General features: G+C 66.3%; 25 protein-coding genes. 11 read left to right on the top strand and 14 right to left on the bottom strand.

Going from position 1 to position 22011, the window contains the following annotated elements; genetic code table 11:
* Window positions 1-146: 146 nt before the first annotated feature.
* From NN2_RS06150 to NN2_RS06165, 4 genes are read right to left on the bottom strand one after another with little or no spacing between them, the layout of a single operon-like run.
* Window positions 147-953 (bottom strand): ESX secretion-associated protein EspG, encoded by an 807-nt coding sequence (locus NN2_RS06150; RefSeq protein ID WP_063011202.1) that lies wholly within the window; start codon window positions 951-953, stop codon window positions 147-149.
* Between the two features lie 3 nt (window positions 954-956).
* Entirely contained in the window at window positions 957-2279 is a 1323-nt protein-coding gene (locus NN2_RS06155; protein WP_063011204.1) for a hypothetical protein, read from the bottom strand.
* A 13-nt stretch (window positions 2280-2292) separates the two neighbouring features.
* Window positions 2293-2652 carry a hypothetical protein gene (locus NN2_RS06160; protein WP_104362897.1) on the bottom strand — a complete coding sequence of 120 codons (360 nt, stop codon included), beginning with the start codon at window positions 2650-2652 and terminating at the stop codon, window positions 2293-2295.
* A gap of 39 nt (window positions 2653-2691) precedes the next feature.
* Window positions 2692-3261: a DUF3558 domain-containing protein gene (locus NN2_RS06165; protein WP_082856765.1), complete on the bottom strand. Its 570-nt coding sequence runs from the start codon at window positions 3259-3261 to the stop codon at window positions 2692-2694.
* 152 nt (window positions 3262-3413) lie between these two features.
* Between NN2_RS06165 and NN2_RS06170 the strand changes: the two genes are divergently transcribed.
* The 4 genes from NN2_RS06170 to NN2_RS06185 are packed head-to-tail and all read left to right on the top strand — an operon-like array spanning window position 3414 to window position 7253.
* Complete coding sequence (locus NN2_RS06170) at window positions 3414-4652, top strand: flavin-dependent oxidoreductase (protein ID WP_063011210.1); 1239 nt, start codon at window positions 3414-3416, stop codon at window positions 4650-4652.
* Window positions 4649-5110, top strand: coding sequence for a MarR family winged helix-turn-helix transcriptional regulator (locus tag NN2_RS36940; RefSeq protein ID WP_063011212.1), 462 nt, complete (start codon window positions 4649-4651; stop codon window positions 5108-5110). The genes NN2_RS06170 and NN2_RS36940 overlap by 4 nt, the downstream gene beginning before the upstream one ends.
* A complete protein-coding gene (locus tag NN2_RS06180) occupies window positions 5107-6792 on the top strand; it encodes a CocE/NonD family hydrolase (protein ID WP_063011214.1) in 1686 nt (561 codons plus the stop codon). Before NN2_RS36940 ends, NN2_RS06180 begins: the two co-directional genes overlap by 4 nt.
* Window positions 6789-7253, top strand: coding sequence for a DUF3237 domain-containing protein (locus NN2_RS06185; protein ID WP_063011332.1), 465 nt, complete (start codon window positions 6789-6791; stop codon window positions 7251-7253). The genes NN2_RS06180 and NN2_RS06185 overlap by 4 nt, the downstream gene beginning before the upstream one ends.
* On the opposite strand, the gene NN2_RS06190 is transcribed toward NN2_RS06185, so the two are convergent.
* The 3 genes from NN2_RS06190 to NN2_RS06200 form a co-directional block, all read right to left on the bottom strand.
* Complete coding sequence (locus tag NN2_RS06190) at window positions 7254-8429, bottom strand: cytochrome P450 (protein WP_245921606.1); 1176 nt, start codon at window positions 8427-8429, stop codon at window positions 7254-7256. It abuts the gene before it with no gap.
* Window positions 8430-8894: 465 nt separating this feature from the next.
* Window positions 8895-9452 (bottom strand): hypothetical protein, encoded by a 558-nt coding sequence (locus tag NN2_RS06195; RefSeq protein WP_063011218.1) that lies wholly within the window; start codon window positions 9450-9452, stop codon window positions 8895-8897.
* 155 nt (window positions 9453-9607) lie between these two features.
* Window positions 9608-9940, bottom strand: a complete 333-nt coding sequence (locus NN2_RS06200) for a hypothetical protein (protein WP_063011220.1) — start codon at window positions 9938-9940, stop codon at window positions 9608-9610.
* Between the two features lie 226 nt (window positions 9941-10166).
* Here NN2_RS06200 and NN2_RS06205 point away from each other — a divergent pair, with 226 nt between their 5' ends.
* From NN2_RS06205 to NN2_RS36945, 3 genes are all read left to right on the top strand, one after another.
* Window positions 10167-11045: a helix-turn-helix domain-containing protein gene (locus NN2_RS06205; RefSeq protein ID WP_063011222.1), complete on the top strand. Its 879-nt coding sequence runs from the start codon at window positions 10167-10169 to the stop codon at window positions 11043-11045.
* Window positions 11042-11254 (top strand): DUF397 domain-containing protein, encoded by a 213-nt coding sequence (locus NN2_RS06210; protein WP_063011224.1) that lies wholly within the window; start codon window positions 11042-11044, stop codon window positions 11252-11254. Before NN2_RS06205 ends, NN2_RS06210 begins: the two co-directional genes overlap by 4 nt.
* A gap of 253 nt (window positions 11255-11507) precedes the next feature.
* The gene (locus NN2_RS36945) at window positions 11508-11651 is read left to right on the top strand and encodes a hypothetical protein (RefSeq protein ID WP_156511228.1); all 144 of its coding nucleotides are present in this window, start codon (window positions 11508-11510) and stop codon (window positions 11649-11651) included.
* A gap of 25 nt (window positions 11652-11676) precedes the next feature.
* Here the strand turns inward: NN2_RS36945 and NN2_RS06215 are convergent, their stop codons facing one another.
* Window positions 11677-12060, bottom strand: coding sequence for a cupin domain-containing protein (locus NN2_RS06215; protein ID WP_439955843.1), 384 nt, complete (start codon window positions 12058-12060; stop codon window positions 11677-11679).
* 24 nt (window positions 12061-12084) lie between these two features.
* Between NN2_RS06215 and NN2_RS06220 the strand changes: the two genes are divergently transcribed.
* A complete protein-coding gene (locus NN2_RS06220) occupies window positions 12085-13035 on the top strand; it encodes a GlxA family transcriptional regulator (protein WP_063011228.1) in 951 nt (316 codons plus the stop codon).
* 132 nt (window positions 13036-13167) lie between these two features.
* Here the strand turns inward: NN2_RS06220 and NN2_RS06225 are convergent, their stop codons facing one another.
* The 5 genes from NN2_RS06225 to NN2_RS06245 form a co-directional block, all read right to left on the bottom strand.
* Window positions 13168-14415 (bottom strand): cytochrome P450 family protein, encoded by a 1248-nt coding sequence (locus NN2_RS06225; RefSeq protein ID WP_063011334.1) that lies wholly within the window; start codon window positions 14413-14415, stop codon window positions 13168-13170.
* Between the two features lie 11 nt (window positions 14416-14426).
* Window positions 14427-15680 carry a cytochrome P450 family protein gene (locus NN2_RS06230; protein ID WP_063011230.1) on the bottom strand — a complete coding sequence of 418 codons (1254 nt, stop codon included), beginning with the start codon at window positions 15678-15680 and terminating at the stop codon, window positions 14427-14429.
* A gap of 171 nt (window positions 15681-15851) precedes the next feature.
* Window positions 15852-16586, bottom strand: coding sequence for a MerR family transcriptional regulator (locus NN2_RS06235; protein ID WP_063011232.1), 735 nt, complete (start codon window positions 16584-16586; stop codon window positions 15852-15854).
* Between the two features lie 29 nt (window positions 16587-16615).
* The gene (locus NN2_RS06240; protein ID WP_218021999.1) at window positions 16616-18037 is read right to left on the bottom strand and encodes a serine hydrolase domain-containing protein; all 1422 of its coding nucleotides are present in this window, start codon (window positions 18035-18037) and stop codon (window positions 16616-16618) included.
* Window positions 18038-18098: 61 nt separating this feature from the next.
* Window positions 18099-18293, bottom strand: a complete 195-nt coding sequence (locus NN2_RS06245; protein ID WP_063011236.1) for a hypothetical protein — start codon at window positions 18291-18293, stop codon at window positions 18099-18101.
* A gap of 176 nt (window positions 18294-18469) precedes the next feature.
* Here NN2_RS06245 and NN2_RS06250 point away from each other — a divergent pair, with 176 nt between their 5' ends.
* Window positions 18470-19330 (top strand): haloalkane dehalogenase, encoded by an 861-nt coding sequence (locus NN2_RS06250; protein ID WP_063011238.1) that lies wholly within the window; start codon window positions 18470-18472, stop codon window positions 19328-19330.
* 416 nt (window positions 19331-19746) lie between these two features.
* On the top strand, window positions 19747-20175 hold the full coding sequence (locus tag NN2_RS06255) for a hypothetical protein (protein WP_156511229.1): 429 nt from the start codon (window positions 19747-19749) through the stop codon (window positions 20173-20175).
* 11 nt (window positions 20176-20186) lie between these two features.
* Here NN2_RS06255 and NN2_RS06260 read toward each other — a convergent pair whose 3' ends face one another.
* Window positions 20187-20987 carry a nuclear transport factor 2 family protein gene (locus NN2_RS06260; RefSeq protein ID WP_063011242.1) on the bottom strand — a complete coding sequence of 267 codons (801 nt, stop codon included), beginning with the start codon at window positions 20985-20987 and terminating at the stop codon, window positions 20187-20189.
* Window positions 20988-21087: 100 nt separating this feature from the next.
* Here NN2_RS06260 and NN2_RS06265 point away from each other — a divergent pair, with 100 nt between their 5' ends.
* A complete protein-coding gene (locus tag NN2_RS06265; RefSeq protein ID WP_156511230.1) occupies window positions 21088-21942 on the top strand; it encodes a class I SAM-dependent methyltransferase in 855 nt (284 codons plus the stop codon).
* The last annotated feature ends 69 nt before the right edge of the window (window positions 21943-22011 follow it).

A 22011-nucleotide genomic window follows, 5' to 3' on the forward strand; every position in this document is an offset into this window, starting at 1 on the left:
CGTTCGGCCGCTACATCCGGCCAACTACCTACTTGCCGGCGAGTGGTCTCCCGCCGACTCGGAAGGAGTGCGGATAGATTTCCCGTTCCCGATCGTCATCGGTTGGCGGGAACTCGAGTACTGATGACCGAGGGCCGAATTGCGTCTTACGCATAACTCGGGTCGTTGTCCTCACGGAATCCTTGAACGGTCGCGTCGATGAGGCGTTGGAGGTGGTTCTGGATGATGGATGTGTCGGCGGGGTCCGCGCGGAGGTCGTGTTTGGTGTGGCGGACGAGGTAGCGACCGTCCGAGTAGTCCATGATGTGGAAGTCGCGGGCGGGGGTGGGGCGGCGGTCCCAGGCGGGGCCGGGGCAAACGGCCACGTGGAGGACGGTGCTGCGGGGGCGTTCGAAGAAGCGGGCGGCTTCGTCGCGTGGTGAGCGGGGGGCGTCGTCGTGGAATGCGATGTAGGGGCGGTCGTCGTCGGTGAGGTCGGCGCGGTTGACCTGTAGGGCAGGGCGGGTGCCTCGGGGATGGCCGGGGATGGCGGCGAGCAGGTGGCGGGTGAGGTTTTCGGCGCGCAGGAGCGACATCCGCACGGTCCCACCGGATTCCGGGTCGGACGAGGGTTGCTGGATGACCAGGACCGCCTGCCGGTAGTGCACGGCCGCGTGGATGCGGACGCGCTGACGCGGATCGCCCATCTGCTCGAGATCGCCCGAACCGTTCGACGCGGCGGCGAATCCGGCGATCTCGATCCGCGATTCCGGGCCGTGGAGAATGCGCACCGCGGCTTCGGCGTTGTCGTCGATACGGCCGGCGAGGTCGGCGGCTTCGGATTTCCACTGGGCTTCCAGCTCGTCCGAGGTCTCGGCGGTGGAGCGGAACTGCAAGGGATACGGCAGGACGTCGTGTCCGGCGGCACGCCACAGGACGGTGAAGCCGAGCGCGCTGAAAGTCCAACCTGCCATGGGCTATTCACCCAAGACCGGCGGGACGGTCTTCTGTCGCTGCTCCTCGGAGAGGCCGGTCAGTTCGTCACCGTTGTCCCGCGACACCAGCTCCTCGCTGATCTTGGACTTGTGGGTCTTCTCGTCCTCTTTCTTCGACTTGGCGCCGGGTGGCATCATGCCGGGCATACCGTTCATCCCGGCGGCGCCCTTGCCCACACCGGCAGCCAACCCGCGAGCTGTCCCCTGCCCCGGGGCACCCGAACCGGGCACCGACGACCCGCGACCGGCCGAATTGCCCGACCCGCCGTAGGTTCCGGTGACGCCGGGTCCACCCGATCCGTACGGGAGCCCGGTGCGCGGATCGATTCCGCCAGGTGTCACCGAAGAAGGGGTGGTCTGCGCCCCCGCCGCCGACGGATCCCATCCAGCCGGGGTAGCGCTCGCCGAGGTGGTATACGCGGGATTCTGGGTCGAGTTACTCAGTGTCGACGAGTCGACAGGGCTCGGCGTGGTGCCATCGCCGGGACCTTGATCAGGACTCGGCGGTTTGGGTTGATTGGTATCGCCGGGTCCGTGGCCATCGTCGGGGCCTTTCGAGGGTGGGCCCACCGCCGGAACTCCCGGCGGCTTCCATTCCGTGTTGTCGTCCGGCGTATTCACGGGATTGTACGGTCGAGGCGCCAAGGGCACCTGTGTGTCACTCTCGCGCACGGCCGGGTAGAACACATTGTTGATCAAATGTTCGTTCGCCGCGTTGGCCTGAGTTTTGCGGTGGTCGTTGAGCTTCCACGTCGGCCCCGGCACCCAGCCGGCGAGATCGCTGGTCCAACTCGTGTGCGGGGTCGGCTGCGCGGCAGGTTTGGTGATCTCGACCGCCGAGCGCACCAACTTCACCTTCTCGCTGACCAACTGGGCGGAGCTCACCAGATCTTTCTCTTTGTCGGTGAAGCTCTTGATGCCCTCGGCGGTCTTCTGAGCCGCGGCCCCCTGCCACTTCTCCTGAATGGCCTTCTGGATCTGCGGCCCGAAAGTGTTGTGCCCGTTCTCGATTTTGTTCCGCAGCCCCTCCCAGAAGTTGTGCAACGTCACGACGGTGCTCGGCTGCATCTTCTGAATGCGGTCGTACAGATTGTCGATATTTTGCGGATTCTTGTACGCGTCCTGCGCGACCTGCGGGTTCTGGTATTGCCCTCCGAATCCGCCGTTCACGATCTGATTGATCCGGTTGCGCGCGGCGGTCGCATCGGGACTCTGATCGCCCTGCGCATTCGAGAAAGAGTCGGGCGGACCTCCCTTGTGCTGCTCCCAGAGGGCAGCAACCAGCGGGACGAGTGGAAGTACCATGTGCTCCCCCGGGTCAGTGGTTCTCGGAGCCGGCGATGGTGCCGGCGTTCTGCTGGTCGTGGTCGACGAGGCGGTCGACGGAGTGCTTGATGGTGTCGCGGATGAGTTGGAGCACCTCGATGTGGTCGCGGAAGGCCGCGTCGAAGTCGCCCTCACCTCCGATAGCCTTGGCGCCCAACATCTTTGCGAGTTGGTCGGCTGCGGGGAAATCACCCAGGCCGGTAACCGTCTTCATGTCCTGCAACATGCCGCGACACTCGCGATACACATTCAGTTGGTCCTCGCACGCCTTGAGGCAGTCTTGGGCGACCGAGGGGTCCAGGTTCAAACGCCCCGCTTTGGATTCCTCGGCTAAGTGCTGCCACAGGGTCACATCATCACTGTGAGCCATAGTCGTTCCCCTCCCTGCAGATCAACGCGGCAAAGCACCCACGACAGCGGTCGCGGCCGCGGTCGCGCGGTCGCAAGGGGCCTCAGGGCTGCTGGGATCTTGCCGCAGGACGCTCACAATGAATGAGCCGTGATCGCCCGGGAACTGGACGAAACACTGGTCACCCGACGAATCGTCCATCGGTTCGTACTTCACGCCGCTTCGCCCGCCGATGGTCACCGGCCGGAAATCGGCGCCCGCCTCCTTTTTCCGGTAGTCATCGACGGTGTAGACCGTCGACCACACGTTCATCGAATAGGTCCACGGGTTGTCGTGCCATGTGCACTTTTTGAAGCCTTCGACGCTCGACTGCCCGGCGATGTCGGACTTGCGAGTGGATGGGTCGACCTTCATCTGCGCCACTGCGGCTGAGTCCAACGTGCACGGGTCCCACAACGCCGCGGTCGCCCCCTTCGGATCACTCGTCTCCGGCGACGCCGTCCCCGAAGTCGACGAGGAACACCCGGTCCCCACCACCAACACCACCGCAGCCGCCAGCACAGCGGTAGCCGCCTTACGTATCACCGATGCCTCCCGTTGGTCCCCGCGCACACATCCTCCTGGAGTCTAGGACGCACGCGACGGCCACTCGGTTCCCCTTATCGATCATCACAAGAGTCAGGGAAGTCCGGTGCAGGCCCAGCCGGATAGCAGAAGACCGCCCCCGTTGACCCCGATTAGTTTTGATGCAAAACTGATCAGTCATGAGGATCGTGATCGTCGGCGCCGGTATCGGCGGCCTCGCCGCGGCCCTGAGCCTGCATGCGGCCGGGTTCCGGGATATCGCCGTGTACGAGCGCGCCGACGTGTTGCGGCCGCTCGGCGTCGGGATCAATCTGCTTCCGCATGCCGTGCGTGAGCTGACCGAACTCGGGCTCGGCGATCGGGTCGCCGCATTGGGCGTGGCGCCGCGAAATCTGGCCTACTACAACAGGTTCGGCCAGGAGATCTGGCGCGAGCCTCGCGGCCTCGATGCCGGATACCACTGGCCGCAACTGTCGGTGCACCGCGGCAGTTTGCAGATGGAGTTGCTCGACGCCGTGCGCGAAAGGCTGGGCGCGCACACCGTTCGCACCGGACATCGCCTCCTTGCCGCGACCCCCGACGGCCGAGCCCACTTCGCCACGGCGACAGGAGAATTGACCGCAGACGCCGATCTGATCATCGGCGCCGACGGTATCCATTCGGCCCTGCGCCACCAGCACCGGCCGGACGAGGGCCCACCAGTATGGAACGGGCTGACGCTGTGGCGCGGGACGGCCAAGCTGCCCGGCTTCCTCGACGGCCGCACGATGATCATGGCCGGTGACGCCGAGCAGAAGTTCGTCGCATATCCGATCCGCGACGCCATCAATTTCATCGCCGAGCGCCGAACCGTCGGATTCGGTGGGCAAAACGCCGACTGGAACCGCGCGGTCGCACCGGCGCAGATCGTGGAGCTGTTCCGCGAGTGGCGGTTCCCGTGGCTCGATGTTCCCGAATTGCTCGGTGCCGCAGAAGAAATTCTCGAATATCCGATGGTCGACCGCGACCCGCTCGAGCGGTGGACCTACGGACGAACCACCCTGCTCGGCGACGCGGCGCATCCGATGTATCCGAACGGTTCGAACGGGGCCTCGCAAGCCATCCTCGATGCTCGCACCCTCGCGTTCCACCTCGCCACCGCCCGCACCCCGGACGAGGCTCTCGCGGCCTACGAGCAGGATCGACGCCCCGCCACGACAGCCCTGGTGCACAGCAACCGCAAGCAGGGCCCCGAGCAGGTCATGGTTCTGGCCCACGAACGGGCGCCGAACGGATTCACGCACATCCACGACGTGATCTCGTCCGAGGAGCTCGCCGCCATCGCGACCGGGTACAAGAAGGCCGCCGGATTCCATCCCGACACCCTCAACACCCGGCCGTCACTGACCCCACCGTCCAGCGAGGGGAATATCTCGTGACCGATCTCGATCCCGCACGCCTGGCATCGGTCATCTCACCGCTGCGCCGAAGCCTGCTCTCCGCAGCCCGTGCCGCCGAACGTCTTCCGGAGATCCCGGACGCGCAGATCGAAATCGTCCGCGCCCTGCCGCCGGGCACCGTCAGCACCTCGAGCGAAGTGGCCGAACGACTCGGGCTGAGCCGCCCTACGGTCAGCAACCTGCTCACCGTGATGGAGGCGAACGGCTTGATCGAACGCCGCCCCCGGCCCGGCGACCGCCGCCATGTCGAGATCGCGACCACCGCCCGGGCCCACGATCTGTTCGCCCGCTTCGACCAGGCCAGCGGCGCCCTCATCACCGCCGCGGTGGCAACTCTCGCTCCCGAGGACCGGGCCGCGCTGGCCACTGCGCTCCCCGCGCTCGAACGCCTGCGCGAGGCTCTCCACCGACTCCAGACCTCGGAGGAAACCGAATGAGCACGCCCCGCCAGCGCCTTTCGCGGTGGATCCAAGCGCGAATCATCAAGGGACTCGTCCCCGGCCCGCACGACATCGCCATCCGAAAGAACCTGCGCGTCCCGATGGACGACGGTGTCGAGTTGCTCGCCGACCTGATCACACCGATCGGCGACACGGATCCGCGGCTGCCCACGATCGTGATCCGCGGCCCGTACGGACGCAGCGGCCCCGTCGCGGGCCATGCTCGCGCCCTGGCCCGCGAGGGCTTTCCGGTGCTGTTCCAGAGCTGCCGCGGAACCTGGGGATCCCGCGGTGTGTTCACCCCGCAGATCGATGAGCAGCGCGACGGTATCGCCACCCACCGCTGGGTTCGCGAACAAGACTGGTGCACAGGGCAAGTGGTCACTTTCGGCCCCAGCTATATGGGCTTCACACAGTGGGCGGTGGCCGGCAAGCTGCAGAAGGAAGACCCGGGCATCGCGCCCGATGCGTTGTGCCTGATCGTGACGATGCCCGATTTCGGCGCCATCACCTGGGACAACGCGGCGTTCGCGCTGCGCAACGCACTCGGCTGGACGCAGATGATGGACCGGATGATCCACCGGCAGCTGCTCGCCCTGGTGCTCGGCCAGCTGCGTCCGGATCGCAAGCTGCGCAAGGCATTCGACGTACTCCCCCTGTCGGGCGGCGATGTGGCCGCGAACGGTCGCCGGGTGCACTGGTACCAGGACTGGGTCGCTCACGAACGGCTCACCGACGACTATTGGACCCAGCAGTCACATACCGCCTCGGTTGCCGATGTCACCGCGCCGGTGTACATGATCACCGGCTGGTACGACATCTTCCTGCCCTGGCAGCTGCGCAACTACGCGCAGCTCGCCGAAGCCGGACGGCCCCCTCGCCTCACCGTCGGCCCCTGGGGACATCTCACCCGAGATATGGGCGCGCCGACGATTCGCGAGACCGTCGAGTTCCTGAAGGAGTATTTCGCCGATGCTCCGAGCAAGCGGGTCGCACCCGTGCGCGCGTATCTCACCGGCGCCGAACAATGGCACGACCTGCACAGCTGGCCACCGCCCGGCACGACGAGCGAGACGCTGTATCTGCACGCGCCGCGCAAACTCGGCCCGGCTCTCCCGGAGGGCGGCATCACCGGCTACGTCTACGACCCCGCCGATCCCACGCCCGCTGTCGGCGGCCCCAGCCTGGGTCCCACCTCAGCCCCGGTCGACAACGCCGCACACGAGCGCCGCCCCGACGTCACCGTATTCCGTGGCGAGCCACTCACCACCCCGGTCACGGTCGCCGGAGAATCGGTGGCGCACATCAGCTTTCGCTCGTCACAGCCCAGCGCCGACATCTTCGTCCGGATCTGCGATCTCCACCCCGACGGACGATCGATGACGGTCTGTGACGGCATTCGCCGCATCGGCAGTATCGCCACGGCCGACACGGACCCGGCCCCGGACGCCGACGGTTTCCGGGATATCGAGGTGCGGCTGTGGCCTACCTTCCATCGGTTCGCGGCCGGCCACCGCATCAGCGTGCAGATCAGCTCCGGCGCCCACCCGCGGTACGCCCGCAATCCCGGATCCGGCGAGCCGGCCGCCACCGCGGCGACCATTCACGTTGCGAAGCAGGAGATTTCGCACGCCCCGGCGTCTGCGTCGCGGATCGAACTGCCGGTGTGGTCGTCGTGAGCGCCCCGGCGGTTCCCGGACTGGAGGCGGCGTTCCAGGTGGAGGCACGCCTCGGCCCGCCGGAAGACCACGGCACGACCCGCGCCGGACACCGCCGCGTCGTGCCGATCATCGGCGGCCGGGTCAGCGGCCTGTTCGACGCCGACATCCTGCCCGGCGGCGCGGACTGGCAGCTGATCCGCCCCGACGGCGCCATCGAGATCGACACCCGCTACTCGGCGCGCACCGCGCACGGCACGCACATCTACCTCCGGACCTCCGGCATCCGCAGCGGAGCACCGGAGGTCCTGGAGGCCTTGTTGCGGGGAGATCCGGTTGATCCGTCCGAGTACTACTTCCGCCTCGTCGTGCGCCTGGAGACATCCGATCCTCTGCTCACCGAGCTGCAGCAGTCCATCTTCGTGGCGTCGGCGATCCGGGAAGCGAACAAGGTCCGCTACACCGCCTACCGCCTCACCTGATCAGGAAATCAGGTTCAGCCGAGGCGCCGGAGGAAAGACGACCGGCAGCGCTGCCATCGCACGATGGAAAGGTCCGGGGCGCCAACGGATCTCGCTCGGATCGACGGCGAGGCGGATCTCCGGCAGCGCATCGAGCAGCTGGTCGATCGCGTCCTGCACCACCAGATACGCCACCGACCGCGCCGGACACGCGTGCGGGCCAGCACCCCAGGACAGATGCGATCGATTCCCGGTGCGGTCCCCGCCTGCGATGTCCGGATCGTTGTTGCAGGCGGCCAGACTGATCACCACCGGCTGATGAGCCGGCAGCCAGGTGTTGTCGATCAGAATCGGCTGGCGCGGATAGCTCATGCAGAAGTTGGCCAGCGGCGGATCGGTGAACAGCACTTCGTCCAGCGCATCGCGAGTCGACAGGCTGCCGCCGAGGATGTCGCCGCCGAAACGCTCGTCGGTGATCATCAGCAACAGCGTGTTGGAGATCAGATTCTGCTGCGGCTCGATACCCCCGCCGTAGAAGACGATCAGGTTGCGGAGCATCTCCTCGTCGGTGAGCTTGGCCGGATGATGGGCCAGATGCGAGGTGACATCGTCGCCGGGTGCGTTGCGGCGCAGCTGGACCTGTTCCATCAGCGCCTGAGCCATATGGTCCATCCCCCACGCCGCGTTGATCGTGTCGAATATCGCCGCCATCCCGGTGGCCACGCGCCGGCCCAAATCAGCCGAACAGCCCACCATGCGGTTCAGCACCTCGAAAGCCAGCGGGAAGGCGTATTGCGAGACCAGATCCGCCGAACCGGCTTCGCAGAATTCGTTGATCAGCGGGATGGCGATCTTCTCGACGGTGGTGTGCAACTCGTGCAGGTCGACCCTGTCGAACGCGGCCGTGAACGCCTGCCGATACCGCGCATGAGCACTGCCCGCGCTGCGAATCACGTTCGGATACCAGCGCATGATCGGCAGCACCGGGCAATCCTCGGGAATGGTTCTCTCCCACGCCCGCGGGTCCGCCGGGAAATGGTCGGGATCGTTGAGGATCTGCAACGCGGTGTGATAGCCGATGACCAGCGTCGCCGGCACGCCGGGCGCCAGCTCGATCGGCACCATGGAGCCATAGCGACGGCGCATCGCTTCATAGGCGCGATGGGGGTCGGCGACGAATTCCGGTGTGTCCAGCACGATTCGGGGGCCGTCGGTGTCGAACGGGGTGCCGGCCTGATGAACAGGGCAGCCCGGGGCCGCAGGCAGGTCGGAAGGTGGGGTTGACAAAGGGGGTGACTCCAGAGAATGAACCAACAAGCGCGGCAGGGGATTCGCCGTCAGCCGACAGCGTCACCTCGTGCTTGGTGAGAATAGGGGCTGTGGCAGCCCTCCAGCTAGCGTTTTCGCAAAAGGGACAGGCGTCTTGTGAGCAGAAGGCCCGCACCCTGCGGCAGCGCTATTCCATTGGTCTATTGACCACTTCGCGCGTGGCGGCAGCCACCTGGCTACACCCAGCGGGTCGGCCCCGCCGTGCGGCATCCCGCCGCAGCGACGGGTGCACCTACAAGCGAACGCCGTGGTCCGAATTTTTCGTGCAAACTCGGCCCGATGTGCGAGTTTTCCGCATAAGCGGCGGAGGTTTGCACGAATAGTTCGGCCACATCAGTCCACCTCGTCCAGCGCCGACAGTGCTGCGGTCGCCGCGAGCCCGGCCAGGCAGCCGGGGAAGCAATCCCGGTGGATCTCCCACAATCGGCGCGCACAGTCTCGTTCGAGGTGGGTGGGCTCCCAGGTGCAGTCGTTCACCGGTGGCGGCTCTACGACATACGGTTGCGTCATTCCACGCACCCACAACCGAGGTGGTGCGACGGTGGCCAAATCGAAGTCGGCGGTCACGCGTTCGGGCAGATCGTCGATGTGGGCCAGGTCGAACACGAGGATGGCCGCCGCGCCCATCCCCGCCGCGATCGCGAGGATGTCGCCGATCGGGTCGCGCATCCCCTCGGGTGGGCGCAATGTGCACAGCCAGCGAAATCCGAGTCGATGAGCGAAACATTGGATTTCGAGGTCGTGCGCCGCTGCGTCGGGACCCGAGATCTCTGTACGTACCAGCCCGACAGCTTTGCTGCGCGCGACGGACATCACTGCCAGCGCACCGGCGACCTTCCGCAGCGCCGCCAGCGATTCCGCCTCTTCACCGGTTGCGCTCCAGCCCGTCATGTCCCGGTCCTTCGCGATCGACGTTCGAACAGCAGCCCGTCCGACACGGCCGGGAAGGCGCCGGCGAGGACCCTCGTCCGGTGCGGATCTCGCGCCGTGATCAGGCGAGCATGCGGCGACTTCGGATGCAGCGCCTCGCATCGGGTTCGCATCTTTCACCGAAGGTTCTCCCCTCCTGTCACCGGTGCGCAGCCGGCCGAGGCGGCTATGTCTACCCAGTAATCACGCTTGACGTTGTCCCACAATTGATTCCACTTCGGATACAGTTCACGCGCCTGAGCGAGGTCCGTACCGGGCGCGAACGTCGCAACCTGCCGCGGTCGCGCGTCCGCATCGAGCACGGCCGTTATCTCGATGCGGCCGAGAGGATTTCGCGTCGATCGCCATACCGCACGCAATCCGTCGGCCTCGGTGATACGCTCGCCAACTGCCGCGTGATCTCGTCCGTGTGTGCGTGCCAACGAATCCTCCAACTCGGGCCGTTCCACTCGATCTGCTGTCATCACTGCGATGCCTCGGTTCGATGGGAGGGGCCGACGGCTGTGCAGCAGGCTCGGCCCCAAATGCGTTCCCAGCACAGTGAATTGACGGCGAGCCCACAAGCAACGATGGATATTCCGCTCCGATTCATCAGAAGTCCAAGCTCGTCGTCCCAGAACCCCGCGGCGCCCATCCACAACCCCGGATCGCCGCATCCAAAGGAGGCAGCTCGTCATGGTGGATATCAGTTCGACGCTCCCCCGCCGTCAGCTCGGACGGTATCTGCGGGAGCTCCGTCAGGAATCCGGACTGACGATCGCGGAACTCGCGCGCCGCATCGAACGCGGCGCCACGACGGTCCAGCGGCTCGAGACCGGCACCGCCGACCGGATCCGGTTGTGGGACGTCGACGCGATCTGCCAAGTCTGCGGCGCCGACGAGACGACAACCGAGGCGCTCAAAGGGCTTGCCCAGCAGGGGAACAGCAAGAGCTGGTGGCATCAGTACGGAGATCTGATACCGGTCAGCTTCGACGTCTACATGGGCCTGGAAGCAGCTGCCGCGAAGCTGATTTCATTCCAAGAACTCATACCTGGGCTGCTTCAGACACCCGACTACGCGCGAACCGTCACCCGGCAGGCGCATCCGTCGGAATCGGACGGCGAAATCGCCCGTCGGGTCGAGATGCGGGTGCGTCGCCAAGTTTTGCTGACCAAGAAGTCGGATCCCGTACCGGCCGACATCATCCTCGACGAGTCGGCGCTGCACAGGGTCATCGGGAACCGGCGAATCATGGATGCACAACTGCGCTACCTCGCCGATGCCGGAACTCGACCCAATATCCGAATCCGAGTTCTGCCCTTCGCCGCCGGCCTCCCGCTGGGTGACTTGACCGGTCCTTTCACGATCCTGAGCTTCGGAGAGTCCGGTGACGGCCGCCCGGTCGAACCTCCCGTCGTATATGCCGAGGGTTATACGGGAGCGATGTACTTCGACGATACAGATCTCGTGCAGCGGTATCGCACTGCGCACGCGGCCCTTGGACAGGTAGCGTTGAACGAGCAGGACAGCAGAAAATTGCTGCGGGACAAGGCAAGGGAGTTCGCGAAGTGAGCGCTGATCTATCCACGGCTCGCTGGTTCAAGAGCAGCCACAGCGGCGGCAGCCAGGACTGCGTCGAGGTCGCCTTCCTCGCCGACGGCATGATCGGTGTGCGCGACTCCAAGAATCCGACAGGACCCGCACTCGCCTTCGCGCCAGCGGACTGGGATGCCTTCACCGCCGCCGTAGAACACGGCAGGCTCACCGATCCGACTGCCTAGCGGCCCCGCCGCGCATATTCGCAATCCCGTCACCGGCCACCGATTGTCACGCGTCTCGTAGGTCACGACCCCATGAGACGCGTGCCGATCGACACCGGAGATGCGAAACGCTCCCGAATCCGCGCTGCGCGCAAACCAACACCGGGACACCGAGCGTTCTCAGGCGGCTTCTTCGTGAAGCTGTAGCCGGAACAGCCCTCGCGAAATGCTCTCTACGCCCGGGTTCCAACTCGCTTACACGCTCATCCCCGAAGTGAAGCCTCCGGACCCCGGCATCACCGTGCTGCACTGCGCCAACTACGTCCTGGCCGGTGCCTGGTCCCCCACCGACGCCGGTGCGGCGACCGTCAATCACCCGTTCCCGATCAATATCCCCTGGTCCGACCTGGAGTTCTGAGCCGATTGCGGCCGCGGGGACCTGACTACCCCTCGGGATAGAAGAGGAACAGGGTGCACCCCGTCTCGCTCGCCGGAACATGCCAGCTTCCCGCCGGGGCGTGGATGAAGGTGCCTGCCGGATAGTCGCGCGCGCCGTCGTTGAAGGTGCCGGTCAGGACGTAGACCTCCTCGGGTCCGGGTCCGTGCACGTCGCGGCGGGGCCAGGAGGTGCCGGGGTCCATTTCCAGGACGTGGGCGTGGGCGCCGTTGTCGCCTTTCCACAGTTGGCGTTGCCGGATGCCCGGGAAGAGTTCGCGGCTGGGGGCTTCGGCGAGGTTTGACCAGGTGTAGCCGGGTTGGGCCAGGATCTCGGGGTTCATAGCTGCCACGGTGCCGGATGCCGATGGGTCCTCGACAGTGTCTGACATGACGTTGAGGGGTACATTCTTGCCATGCATCGTGTGGTGGCGTTGGTGCGGCCGGTGCAGTCGACGTTCGAACTCGGTTGTGCCGTGGAGGTTTTCGGTACCCCCAGAGAAGGGGTGCCGCAGCACTACGGGTTCGAGGTGTGCACGGAGGCGCCGGGTGCGGTGCCTACGACTGCGGGCTATGCGATATCGGTGACTCGGGGGCTGGCGGCGCTGGACTCGGCGGATACCGTGATCATTCCGGGATGGTTGCCGGTGGAGACGCCCCTGTCGGGTGCGGTGCGGCGGGCGCTGGTTCGCGCGCATGGCCGTGGGGCGCGGCTGGTGACGATCTGTTCCGGGGTGTTCGCGTTGGCGCGGACCGGACTGTTGGACGGGCGTTCGGCGACGACGCACTGGGCGCGGGCCGGGCAATTGGCGCGGGAGTTTCCGCGGGTTCGGGTGGAGCCGGACCGGCTGTATGTGGACCATGGCGATGTGGCCACGAGTGCGGGGGCGGGTGCGGGAATCGACCTGTGCCTGCACCTGGTTCGCACGGATCATGGCGCCGCGCATGCCGCACTGATCGCGCGGCACATGGTCATGCCGCCACATCGCGATGGCGGTCAGGTTCAGTACGCGCCGCCGTCGCCGGTCGAGGACGGATTCGACGGCTTGTTGCAATGGGCGGAGGCGCGGCTCGAGACTTCGCTGTCGGTGGCCGATATGGCCGCGCATATCAACGTGTCCCCGCGGACGCTGGCGCGCCGGTTCGCCGATCAGCTCGGTGCCAGTCCGGGTGGGTGGTTGCTGGAACGCCGGGTGGCGCGGGCGCGAGTTCTGTTGGAGGACACGGACTTACCGGTCGATGCCATCGCCGTCCGGGTAGGGCTGGGCTCGGCGGTCAATCTGCGCCGCCGATTCCGCGACCAGGTCGGCACCACCCCGGGCGCGTATCGGCGCGCGTTCCGCACACCGACCGCCGGCACCGCGTAGATATCGCCTCTCGCACAGGCAGTCTCCGGCGGTACGTCAGCACCCGGCAGGCTTACGCCAGTTCGCGCAGCGTCTGCAGGACTCCGGCCGGCCGGTTTCGACTGCCCGCGGCCATCTTTCGATCGGCTGCGATCAGAATTCGTGCGCCGTCCGGTGAACCGGAATTTCGCGATGCCCATTGGTGACGATGCTCGGAATCGGCCGCAGCTCAGCAGGATCCATCGCGAGTTCCATATCGGGGAACTGCGTGAACAGAGCAGGGAGCGCTATCGTCGCCTCGAGCCGCGCCAGCGGCGCCCCCAGGCAATGATGCACCCCGTACCCGAATGCGAGGTGTTCTTTCGACGGCCGCCCGGCATCGAACGCATCGGCGTTGTCGCCGTGCAGTTTCCGATCACGCCCCGCACCGGCCAGGGACGCGATGATCACATCTCCCCGGTTGATCCGCACGCCGCCGGGATCACCGGCGATGTCGATGTCTTCCACCGCGAATCGCATCGGCATATGCGCCAGCGGCGCATTCCATCGAAGCCCTTCTTCGACCACCTCCGCCCACGGAATCTGTTCGGCGAGAGCGGCCTTCCGCTGTTCCGGATGGGTGAGCAGGCCGATAATGCTGTGGTCCAGTAGATTCGCGGTGGTTTCGTGGCCGGCGGTGATGATCAGCAGCAGCGTGTCACGCAACTCCTGTTCGTCGAGCCGTGATCCGTCCGCGTCGTCGTGGGCGTTCATCAGAACCGTCGTGAGGTCGTCGCCCGGGTTCTCACGCTTGTGCCGCAACAGTTCCTCCATGAGGACGAACAGTGCCCCGAAGTGCGCACCGACCTCGGCGGGGTCGAGGCTGGTATCGAGAATTCCGTCCGCGTGGATGCGCAGTTGATCATCCATCCCGGCCGGAACGCCCATCAGTTCGCCGATGACGCGAATCGGCAACGCGGTGGCGAAACCCGCACGCAGATCAACGATTTCGCCGTCGGTGACAGCGGACAATTCGTCGAGCAGTTCGGTGACGAACGCTTCGATCCGCGGCCTGAGTGCCTGGGTGCGTTTGTTCGTGAACGCCGGTGCCACGAGTTTGCGCAGCCGCTGATGCTGCTCGCCGTAGGTGGTGAGCATATTTCTCGCCGCCACCCACGGAAACATCACCCAGTCCGGGCCGATCTCACCGTCGATGAACCGCGGCCAGTGCTGATGTGCGTCCTTGGAGACACGCGAATCGGTGAGCAGCTGCCTGAGCACGGTGGCGTCGGTGACCGACCAGGCCGGCACGCCGCCGGGCAGCACCACCTGGGCGACCGGGCCGCGAGCGCGAATACGGGCCAGCTCGCCCTGGATGTCGGCGGCGCTGGGATCCAGCACCAGCGGCTGCGTATCTGTCATCGGACCCTCCATCAGGTGAGACGCATCGGCGGGCATGCGGGAAACACCACCGGCAGGGCTGCCAAGGCGCGGTGAAACTGCCCGGTCCTCCAACTTAGTTGCTGCGCAGGAACTTCCGGGCGAATATCCGGAAGCGCATCGAGTAGCAGGTCGACGGCATGCCGCGCGATCGTCTGCGCGAGCTGCTGCGCCGGGCACGAGTGCGGGCCGACTCCCCACGCCAGGTGAGACCGGTTTCCGCGCCGGTCACCGCCGACGATACGCGGATCGGTGTTGCATGCCGCCAAGCTGACGACCACCGGCTGATCGGCGGGCAACCACACGTCGCCGATGAGTTGCGGCTGTCTGGGATACGTCATGCAGAAATTGGCCAGCGGCGGGTCCGCGAACAGCACCTCGTCGATGGCATCGCGGGTGTCCATGGCGCCGCTGAGCACGTTGCCGCCGTACTCTTCGTCGGCCATCAACAGCAGCAGGGTGTTCAGGATCAGATTGCAGGTCGGTTCCGTGCCCGCCGAGAACAACAACGCGGCCTGGTTCACCATCTCCATGGGGTCGAGGCCCTCGGGGTGGGTCAGCAGTCGCGAGGTCAGGTCGTCGCCGGGGCGCTCGCGCTTCTGCTCGACCACCGCGAGCAGCGCCTCGATGAACCGCTGCTGACCTTCTTCGGCGCCGACCCCGTCCAGCATCGCGGCCATCCCCTGGTAGGCCGCCGATGCGGCGTCTTCGGGGAAGCCCATCAGCTCACTGAGAACCCGGAAGGTCAGCGGGAAGGCGTAATCCATCCGCAGATCGGCGGTGCCGCGCTCGCAGAAGGAGTTGACGAGAGCGTCGGCCGCGCGTGCGACCGCGCCGTGCACCTTGTGCAGGTTGACGGTGTCCAGCGCGTCGGTGATCGTGCGCCGGTAGCGGGCATGTTCCGCGCCCGCGGTGCGCAGGGCGTTCTGGCGATAGCCGAGCATCGGGGTCACCGGGCAGTCCGGCGGAGCGTTCTTCTCCCACCGGCGCGGATCGGCGGGAAAGCGAGCCTCGTCGTTCAAAATTTGCAGCGCTGCTTGATATTCGATCACCAGTGTGGCCGGCACACCGGGCGCCAACTCGATCGGCACCAGCGGCCCACGGCTGCGCATGGATTCGTAGGCGCGGTGCGGGTCGGCCGCGAATTCGGTGGTGTCCAACCGGATCTGTGGTTCGGCGGAATGCGCCGGAGAACCGTGATCGGCCGGCCGGGCGCTGCTACGTACCGCGTCTGCGTCGTTCAGCATGCGTCCCCCGCGCGAGATGTTGCGTGTCCTGTCCGATGTCCTGCGAGATTGCCTGCCATTCGTTGTATGGGCACGGCCGACACCCTAGCGGAAACCGTTGTAATTCAATGTTTTTGACAAAACAGACAGCACGGTAGTTTGTTGCGTGCAGGTTGCTGCGGCGAGCTCCCGTCACTTCCCCTCGTCCGGCTCCCGCATCAGCTCGGCGAGCCGATCCCACGCCGGGGACGTCGCGCCCGGCTGCGACCGGACCGCCAGCTGGGCAATGGTCGCATCGTGGTCCGGGACGACGGTCGTCGCATTGTCCCTGCGCACGAACCACTCTCGCGTCCGCGCCGCCAGCTCGGGCAGGCGCGGGTCCGCCGGGGAACAATCGTAGACCGCGTCGTAGTCGAGATAGATGGCGCGGAATTCGGCATCGTCGAGCAGTCTGCGCTTTTCGGCGATCCATGCGGCGGCCGCGGTGGGCGATGCGGTCTGCATGAGGATCCAACCATCGCGTTCGAGTTGGATCTGGCGTTCGCTGACGCCGAGTTCGCGCAATTCATCGAGGTGGTCGGCGACGTCCGCGGACACATAGAGGCGGTCCCCGCCGCGCAGCTGGGTGAGTTGCTCCCGGGTTCGCCGCAGCTGCTCGATGCGTTGTTCGAGGTCGTGGTCGATCTCGGTGAGGGCCGCCGCGAGGGCGCCGGGGTCGGCGTCGAGCAGATCCTTGACGCGGGCCAGCGGCACCCCGGCGTGGGCCAGTGTTCTGATCTTGACCAGGTCGATGGCGTGCTGCGCGGTGTAGCGGCGGTAGCCGGAGGCGTCGCGGTCGGGTTCGGCGAGCAGGCCGCGCTGGTGATAGTGGCGCACGGCCTTGACGGTCACCCCCGCATAGTCCGCGAGCTGTCCGATCGTGAGCATAGGAGACATCCTTCCGCGCGCCGGGACGATCAGGAACGCCGGGTCAGGCGGCCGCCGGCATTGCGGAAGCGGGCGCGACCGTCGCGAATGTCGTGGTAGGAGACGAGCAGCAACCGCAGGTAGCCGTCGAAGATCTCCGGCGGATAGCCCGCGGGGGCGAACAGACCGGGCCGGACCGGGACGTAGCGTTGCGGCGGCGCCGAGGTCGCGCCACCGGCGAACGCGGTGAAGATGCGTTCCTGCGTCGCGTCGTCGGGTTCGTAGGTCACGCGCTCCTCGAGCTGCCCGTCGACGATGTCGACCTCGACGCGGAGCTGACCGGACCGGTAGGTGCCCGCATAGGGGGTGAGGTCGACGTCGGTGTCGAATGCATCGACGAGCGTGGGGATTTCGATGCCGAGATGCTCGGTCAGCAGCCACCGCAGCAGCCGATCGTGCAGCACGATCGCTCCCGAGGTGTTGCCGAAGGCGGTGAAGACCAGGTCGTGTTCGGGGACGACGCACAGGATGGACACCCCGCCCGGCGACGCGCCCGACATCGCCAGCACCGTGGTGGCGCCGAACGGGTATCGCACCCACCCCAGTCCCATCGGCGGGACGTTCGGGGTGTTCATATCGTGGGTCACTCGTTGCATCGTCGCGGTCGACTCCGCGGACAGGATCCGGGCGCCGGTCGGCGCGACGCCACCGGCGAGGTGCGTGCGTCCGAACGCCAGCAGGTCGGCGACCGTGCCGATCGGGGTGCCGCCGGCCGGCCCCCAGGTGTCGGGAAGCATGAACATGCCGGTCGGCTCGACGCCCCCGGTTTCCGGATCGATGAAATGCCCGACCGCCGTGCTGCGCAGAATCGCTTGTCGCGCAGAGGTACTCGAGTTCGTCATGCCGACCGGTCCGAACAGCTCCCGCTGGAGCAGATCCGGATAGGACGTGCCGGTCACCACTTCGAGCAGTCGCCCGGCGACGATCATGCCGCCGTTGGAGTAGCTGAGCTGCTCGCCGGGTTCGAACAGGGTGGCGCACCTCGCGAGGCCCGCGACGTAGTGTTTCAGGGCATCGCGGCCCTCCGCATCGGGGAAGAACAAGTCCGCATCGATGCCGTTGGTATGTGAGATCAAATGCCGGACAAGGATTTTGCCGGCGGCGCAAGGATCACCGAGCGCGAATTCGGGCAGGTAGTCCACGACCGGCGCATCGAGTGTCAGCAGCCCGCGTTCGACCTGCTGCAGCACGAGCGTGGTGGTGAGCACCTTGGTGACGGAACCGAAGAGAAAGCCGGTGTCGTCACGCGTCGGAGCGCCGGTCGCGAGGTTCGCGGTCCCGTGCGAGACGACGACCTGCTCGCCCGCGTGATAGACCCCGGCGACGTAGCCGGGAACCTGGTCCGACTCACAGAAGGCGGCCACCTGCGGACGGATCCGGTCGGCGACGGTGTGCAGTGCGTTGTTGTTCATGCGAACCATCGTCGAACCCTGCCCCAGGGTCAAGGTCAAGCCGAAGACGGAACTTTTCCGTTCAGGGGATGTGGTAGACGCATCCGCCCATGCCGAGATAGTCACGGAACTGGCAGATCAGATTGCTCAGCGCATCGGCCGAACCCGAGGACGAACCCGTGGCGGTCGTCGCCGCGGATGCGGACGGTGCGGTGGCTGCGAGCGGCAGTGCCAGCGCGGCAGCAGTCAGGACGGTGACGGCGAATCGCTTGCTCATGGGACTTCTCCAATTCAATAGGTGTTAGGGCCGACTCCGGCCCTGGTAACACCTCGAAGCGTAGGAAGCCCTCGAACACCGAAACAGCCCCGAGTTTCCAGGTCTCGCGATCAGGGTGATTCGGGTCGCAGCGCGCGCCGGGCGGCCGGGATAGCCTGGCCCGAAGGGAGGGCAGCATGATGATCGAATTCGTTCCGGACAAGAGTCTGTACCCGTTCGAATCGCACTGGTTCGACTCGTCGGCCGGACGCGTGCACTACATCGACGAAGGTTCCGGGCCGGCGATCCTGTTCTGCCACGGGTCTCCGACGTGGAGTTTTCTCTACCGCCACATCGTGACGGGGCTGCGGGATCGGTATCGATGTGTCGCGGTGGACTATCCGGGGTTCGGATTGTCCGAGCGGCCCTCCGGTTTCGGTTATACGGTCGCGGAGCACACCGCCGTGCTCGGCGAGTTGATCGATCATCTGCGGCTCGACGATTTCATCGTTATGGGACAGGATTGGGGCGGGCCCATCGGGTTGGGCGCGGCGGTGGTGCGTACCGATCGGGTACGGGGAATCGTGTTGGGTAACACGGTGCTCTGGCCGATCGAAGCAATGGCGAACAAGGCGTTCAGCGCGATTATGAGCAGCCGTCCGATGCAGCGCCGGATACTCGAGCAGAATTTTCTCATCGAGCGCGTGCTGCTCTCGGAATTGGGCCGCACGCTCAGCGCGGCCGAAGCCGAGCACTATCGCGCGGTGCAGCCCTCCGCCGAGGCGCGGTGCGGGCTCGCGGTGATGCCCGGAGAAATTCGTGCTGCGGCCCCGCTGCTGGCGCAGCTTTCCCGAGATGTTCCCGCGCTCCTCGGAAACAAGCCGGCGCTGGCGGTGTGGGGGATGCGCGACATGGTGTTCCGGCCGAAAGCATGTCTGCCTCGCCTCCGAGCCGCTTTCGGCGATCTGGAAATCGTCGAATTGCCAGATGCTCGGCACTTCATCCAGGAACAGGCGCCGGATGCGATCGCGACGGCCATCGCGAATCGCTTCCCGTGAGGGGGCGCGTCCCAGGAAGACGCTGTTCACCATCGGATTGCCGACGCGCCGTCCGACACACCGCGCGGCGAACCGAACCGCACAAAGACCTGCGTGGCTGTAGGTCGAACGGCTTATTGTGGACGCCGCCCAGCCCGGCGATAATCGGTAGCCGTTCTGCGGCAAGTCGGCTGACCACTCGAACCTGATGAGACCGTGAGGGTTTCGGAAAGCGTGCGATGAACAGGCGTGCACTTCTTTCACCGTTCGTCACGATGTCGATCTGCTTGCTGACGATGGGCGTTGTCGGGTGCGGTGGTTCGGCCGGCGAGACGGTCGGCGACGGCCAGCCAGTATCCGATGGTCGGAGCGTCGGGACGGTTTCGCCCGCAAGCACTTCGGTTGCGTTGTCCAATATGGCCGTGCCCGGCACAGCGGTGGCCGATGCCCGCACGTACTTCGCCAACTCCGGCGGGATCGACGGCTATTACTTCACCACTCCGACCGGGCGGTGGCATTGCGCGATCATCGTCGGCGGTGAACCGCACATGGCCGGGTGTCAGCCCTCGACGAACACCGGAGCGGGGATCGGGGTGAAAGGTGCTCCGACGGTCGAGAGCAACTACTCCCACAAGCAGGTTCCGCCCGACACGATTCTGATCGAGCGGGGCGGCGAACCACGTTTCGCCGTGCTGAGGCAAGCGGTGTTCCGGCTGTCATCCGAGCAGGCAAAAGTCCTGCCCTACAACACATCCCTGTCGGCCGACGGCTTCACCTGTACGGCCCGAGATTCCGGTGTGTCGTGCGCAGACGATGCCTCCCGAAAGGGCTTCACCTTCTCCACCGAAGGTTTTTCGATGAATTGACGCGAACCGGTTCAGTCCTCGGCGACGAAGCCACGCAACGCGACCACCTGCCGGCCGTCGACCTCCAGCTCCGCGATACCCCGTTCGGCCGGGGTGCGCACGCTGACGGTCACGAACCGGCCCGCCGCGATCGTTTTGCCGACCTCGAGCCCGCGTACCCGCTTCACGAATTCGGCGTGCCCCACATCGGAACCGGTCGGCCATTCCACCACCGCGCGCGGGCTGAGTACCGCGCGCACACCGGCGACATCGCCGCGACCGGCCGCTTCCAGCAACCCGGTGGCGGCACGCTTTCCCGCCGCGCCGACGCGGACGAAACCGCGGGTGAAGCCCAATGCACCACCGACGCCTTGGTTTCCGAGCAGCTGCGGGGCGAGTTTCGCGGCCGCGCCGAGCCCGCGACCGCCGGCGGCCAGGAGTTGGCCGACCATGACCGGTAGCTCCCAGTGGGCGTAGAGGCGGCCGATCTTCCATTCGCCGCCGACCTCGGTCAGGTCGTAGCGCAGGTGCATCGGCACGTCCAGCGTCACACCGGTGGACATGGTGGTCGCGAGGGCGAGGTCGCGAAAGACCGTGGTACCGCGCACGACGTCGTGGTCGACGTGGAAGACGATGTCGTTGGGACCGATGAAGGTGTCGTAGAACCGTTCGATCGCCGCGCGGCCGGTGTGCGGGCGCGAGCCGACCGGATCCTCGACCCGGCCGTCGGGTGCGAACAGATCCACCCAGGCCGCGCGATCGTGCACCGCGACCGCCTGCGGGGATCGTTCCACCGTGGCGAGCAGCTCCGCCGCCGACGCATTCGCGGACATCGTTCCTCCAGACTCTCGACTCCCTCCAATCTATAACCTGTTCCAGTTTTGCACGGACTAACCAGCGAACCACCGGCAAGTGCGCGTGACGGATCTCGCGATGATCACGTCCCGGCCCGGGCGTACGGTGACCGGTATGCAGGTCGGGCAACCCAGCACAACCGCGATGGCCACCGCGCAGGCACGGGCCTATCACCAACTCGCCGACGAACCACGGATCTTCACCGATCCACTGGCGGTGCGGCTCGTGGGCGAGGACGCGGCCCGCAACAATCCGTTCGACAAGGGCGTGGATCCCGAACTGGCCCGGCGACGCCGGCTGTTCCTGGCCACGCGCAGTCGCTTCGCCGACGACACCGTCGCGGAGGCCGTCGCCGACGGGACCCGCCAGGTGGTCGTGCTCGGTGCGGGCATGGACACCGCCGCCTACCGCAATCCCCATCCGGATGTGCGCTTCTTCGAAGTCGACCATCCCGACACCCAGGCGTGGAAGCGAAATCGCCTGGCGGAAGCGGGAATCGAGGTGCCGGACTCGATGACGTTCGCCCCGGTGGACTTCCACCGCGACAACCTCGCCGACGCGCTGGCACAGGCCGGACTGGATCGCGCCCGCAGCGCGGTGTACGTCTGGCTCGGCGTGGTGGTCTACCTCGAACACGCTGCCATCGCCGAGACGTTGCGCTATATCGCCGGCCAGGGCGGCGGTGCGGTCGTGGTGTTCGACTACTCCTACCCGCCCGACGAGGGGCAGCAGGCACGCGGGAAACGCGTTGCGGCCGTAGGCGAACCGTGGATCAGCTTCTTCACCGAGGAGCAGATGCGGAGCGAACTGGAGTCGGCCGGATTCACCGACATCGAGGATCACCCGGGGATCGCATTGGTTCGGTCCTACGCCGACCTCCCCGGCACCGGACCGGCACTGCCGGGCCCGCATCTCATTCGCGCGCGGACCTGATCCGAGCTCACGCACCGCCGTCCCCGGAACAATCACCGGCAGACGACGGTTGCCCGAGAGAAACACGAC

The organism is Nocardia nova NBRC 15556, from assembly GCF_001613005.1.
In the GTDB taxonomy this organism is placed as follows: Bacteria; Actinomycetota; Actinomycetes; order Mycobacteriales; family Mycobacteriaceae; genus Nocardia; species Nocardia nova.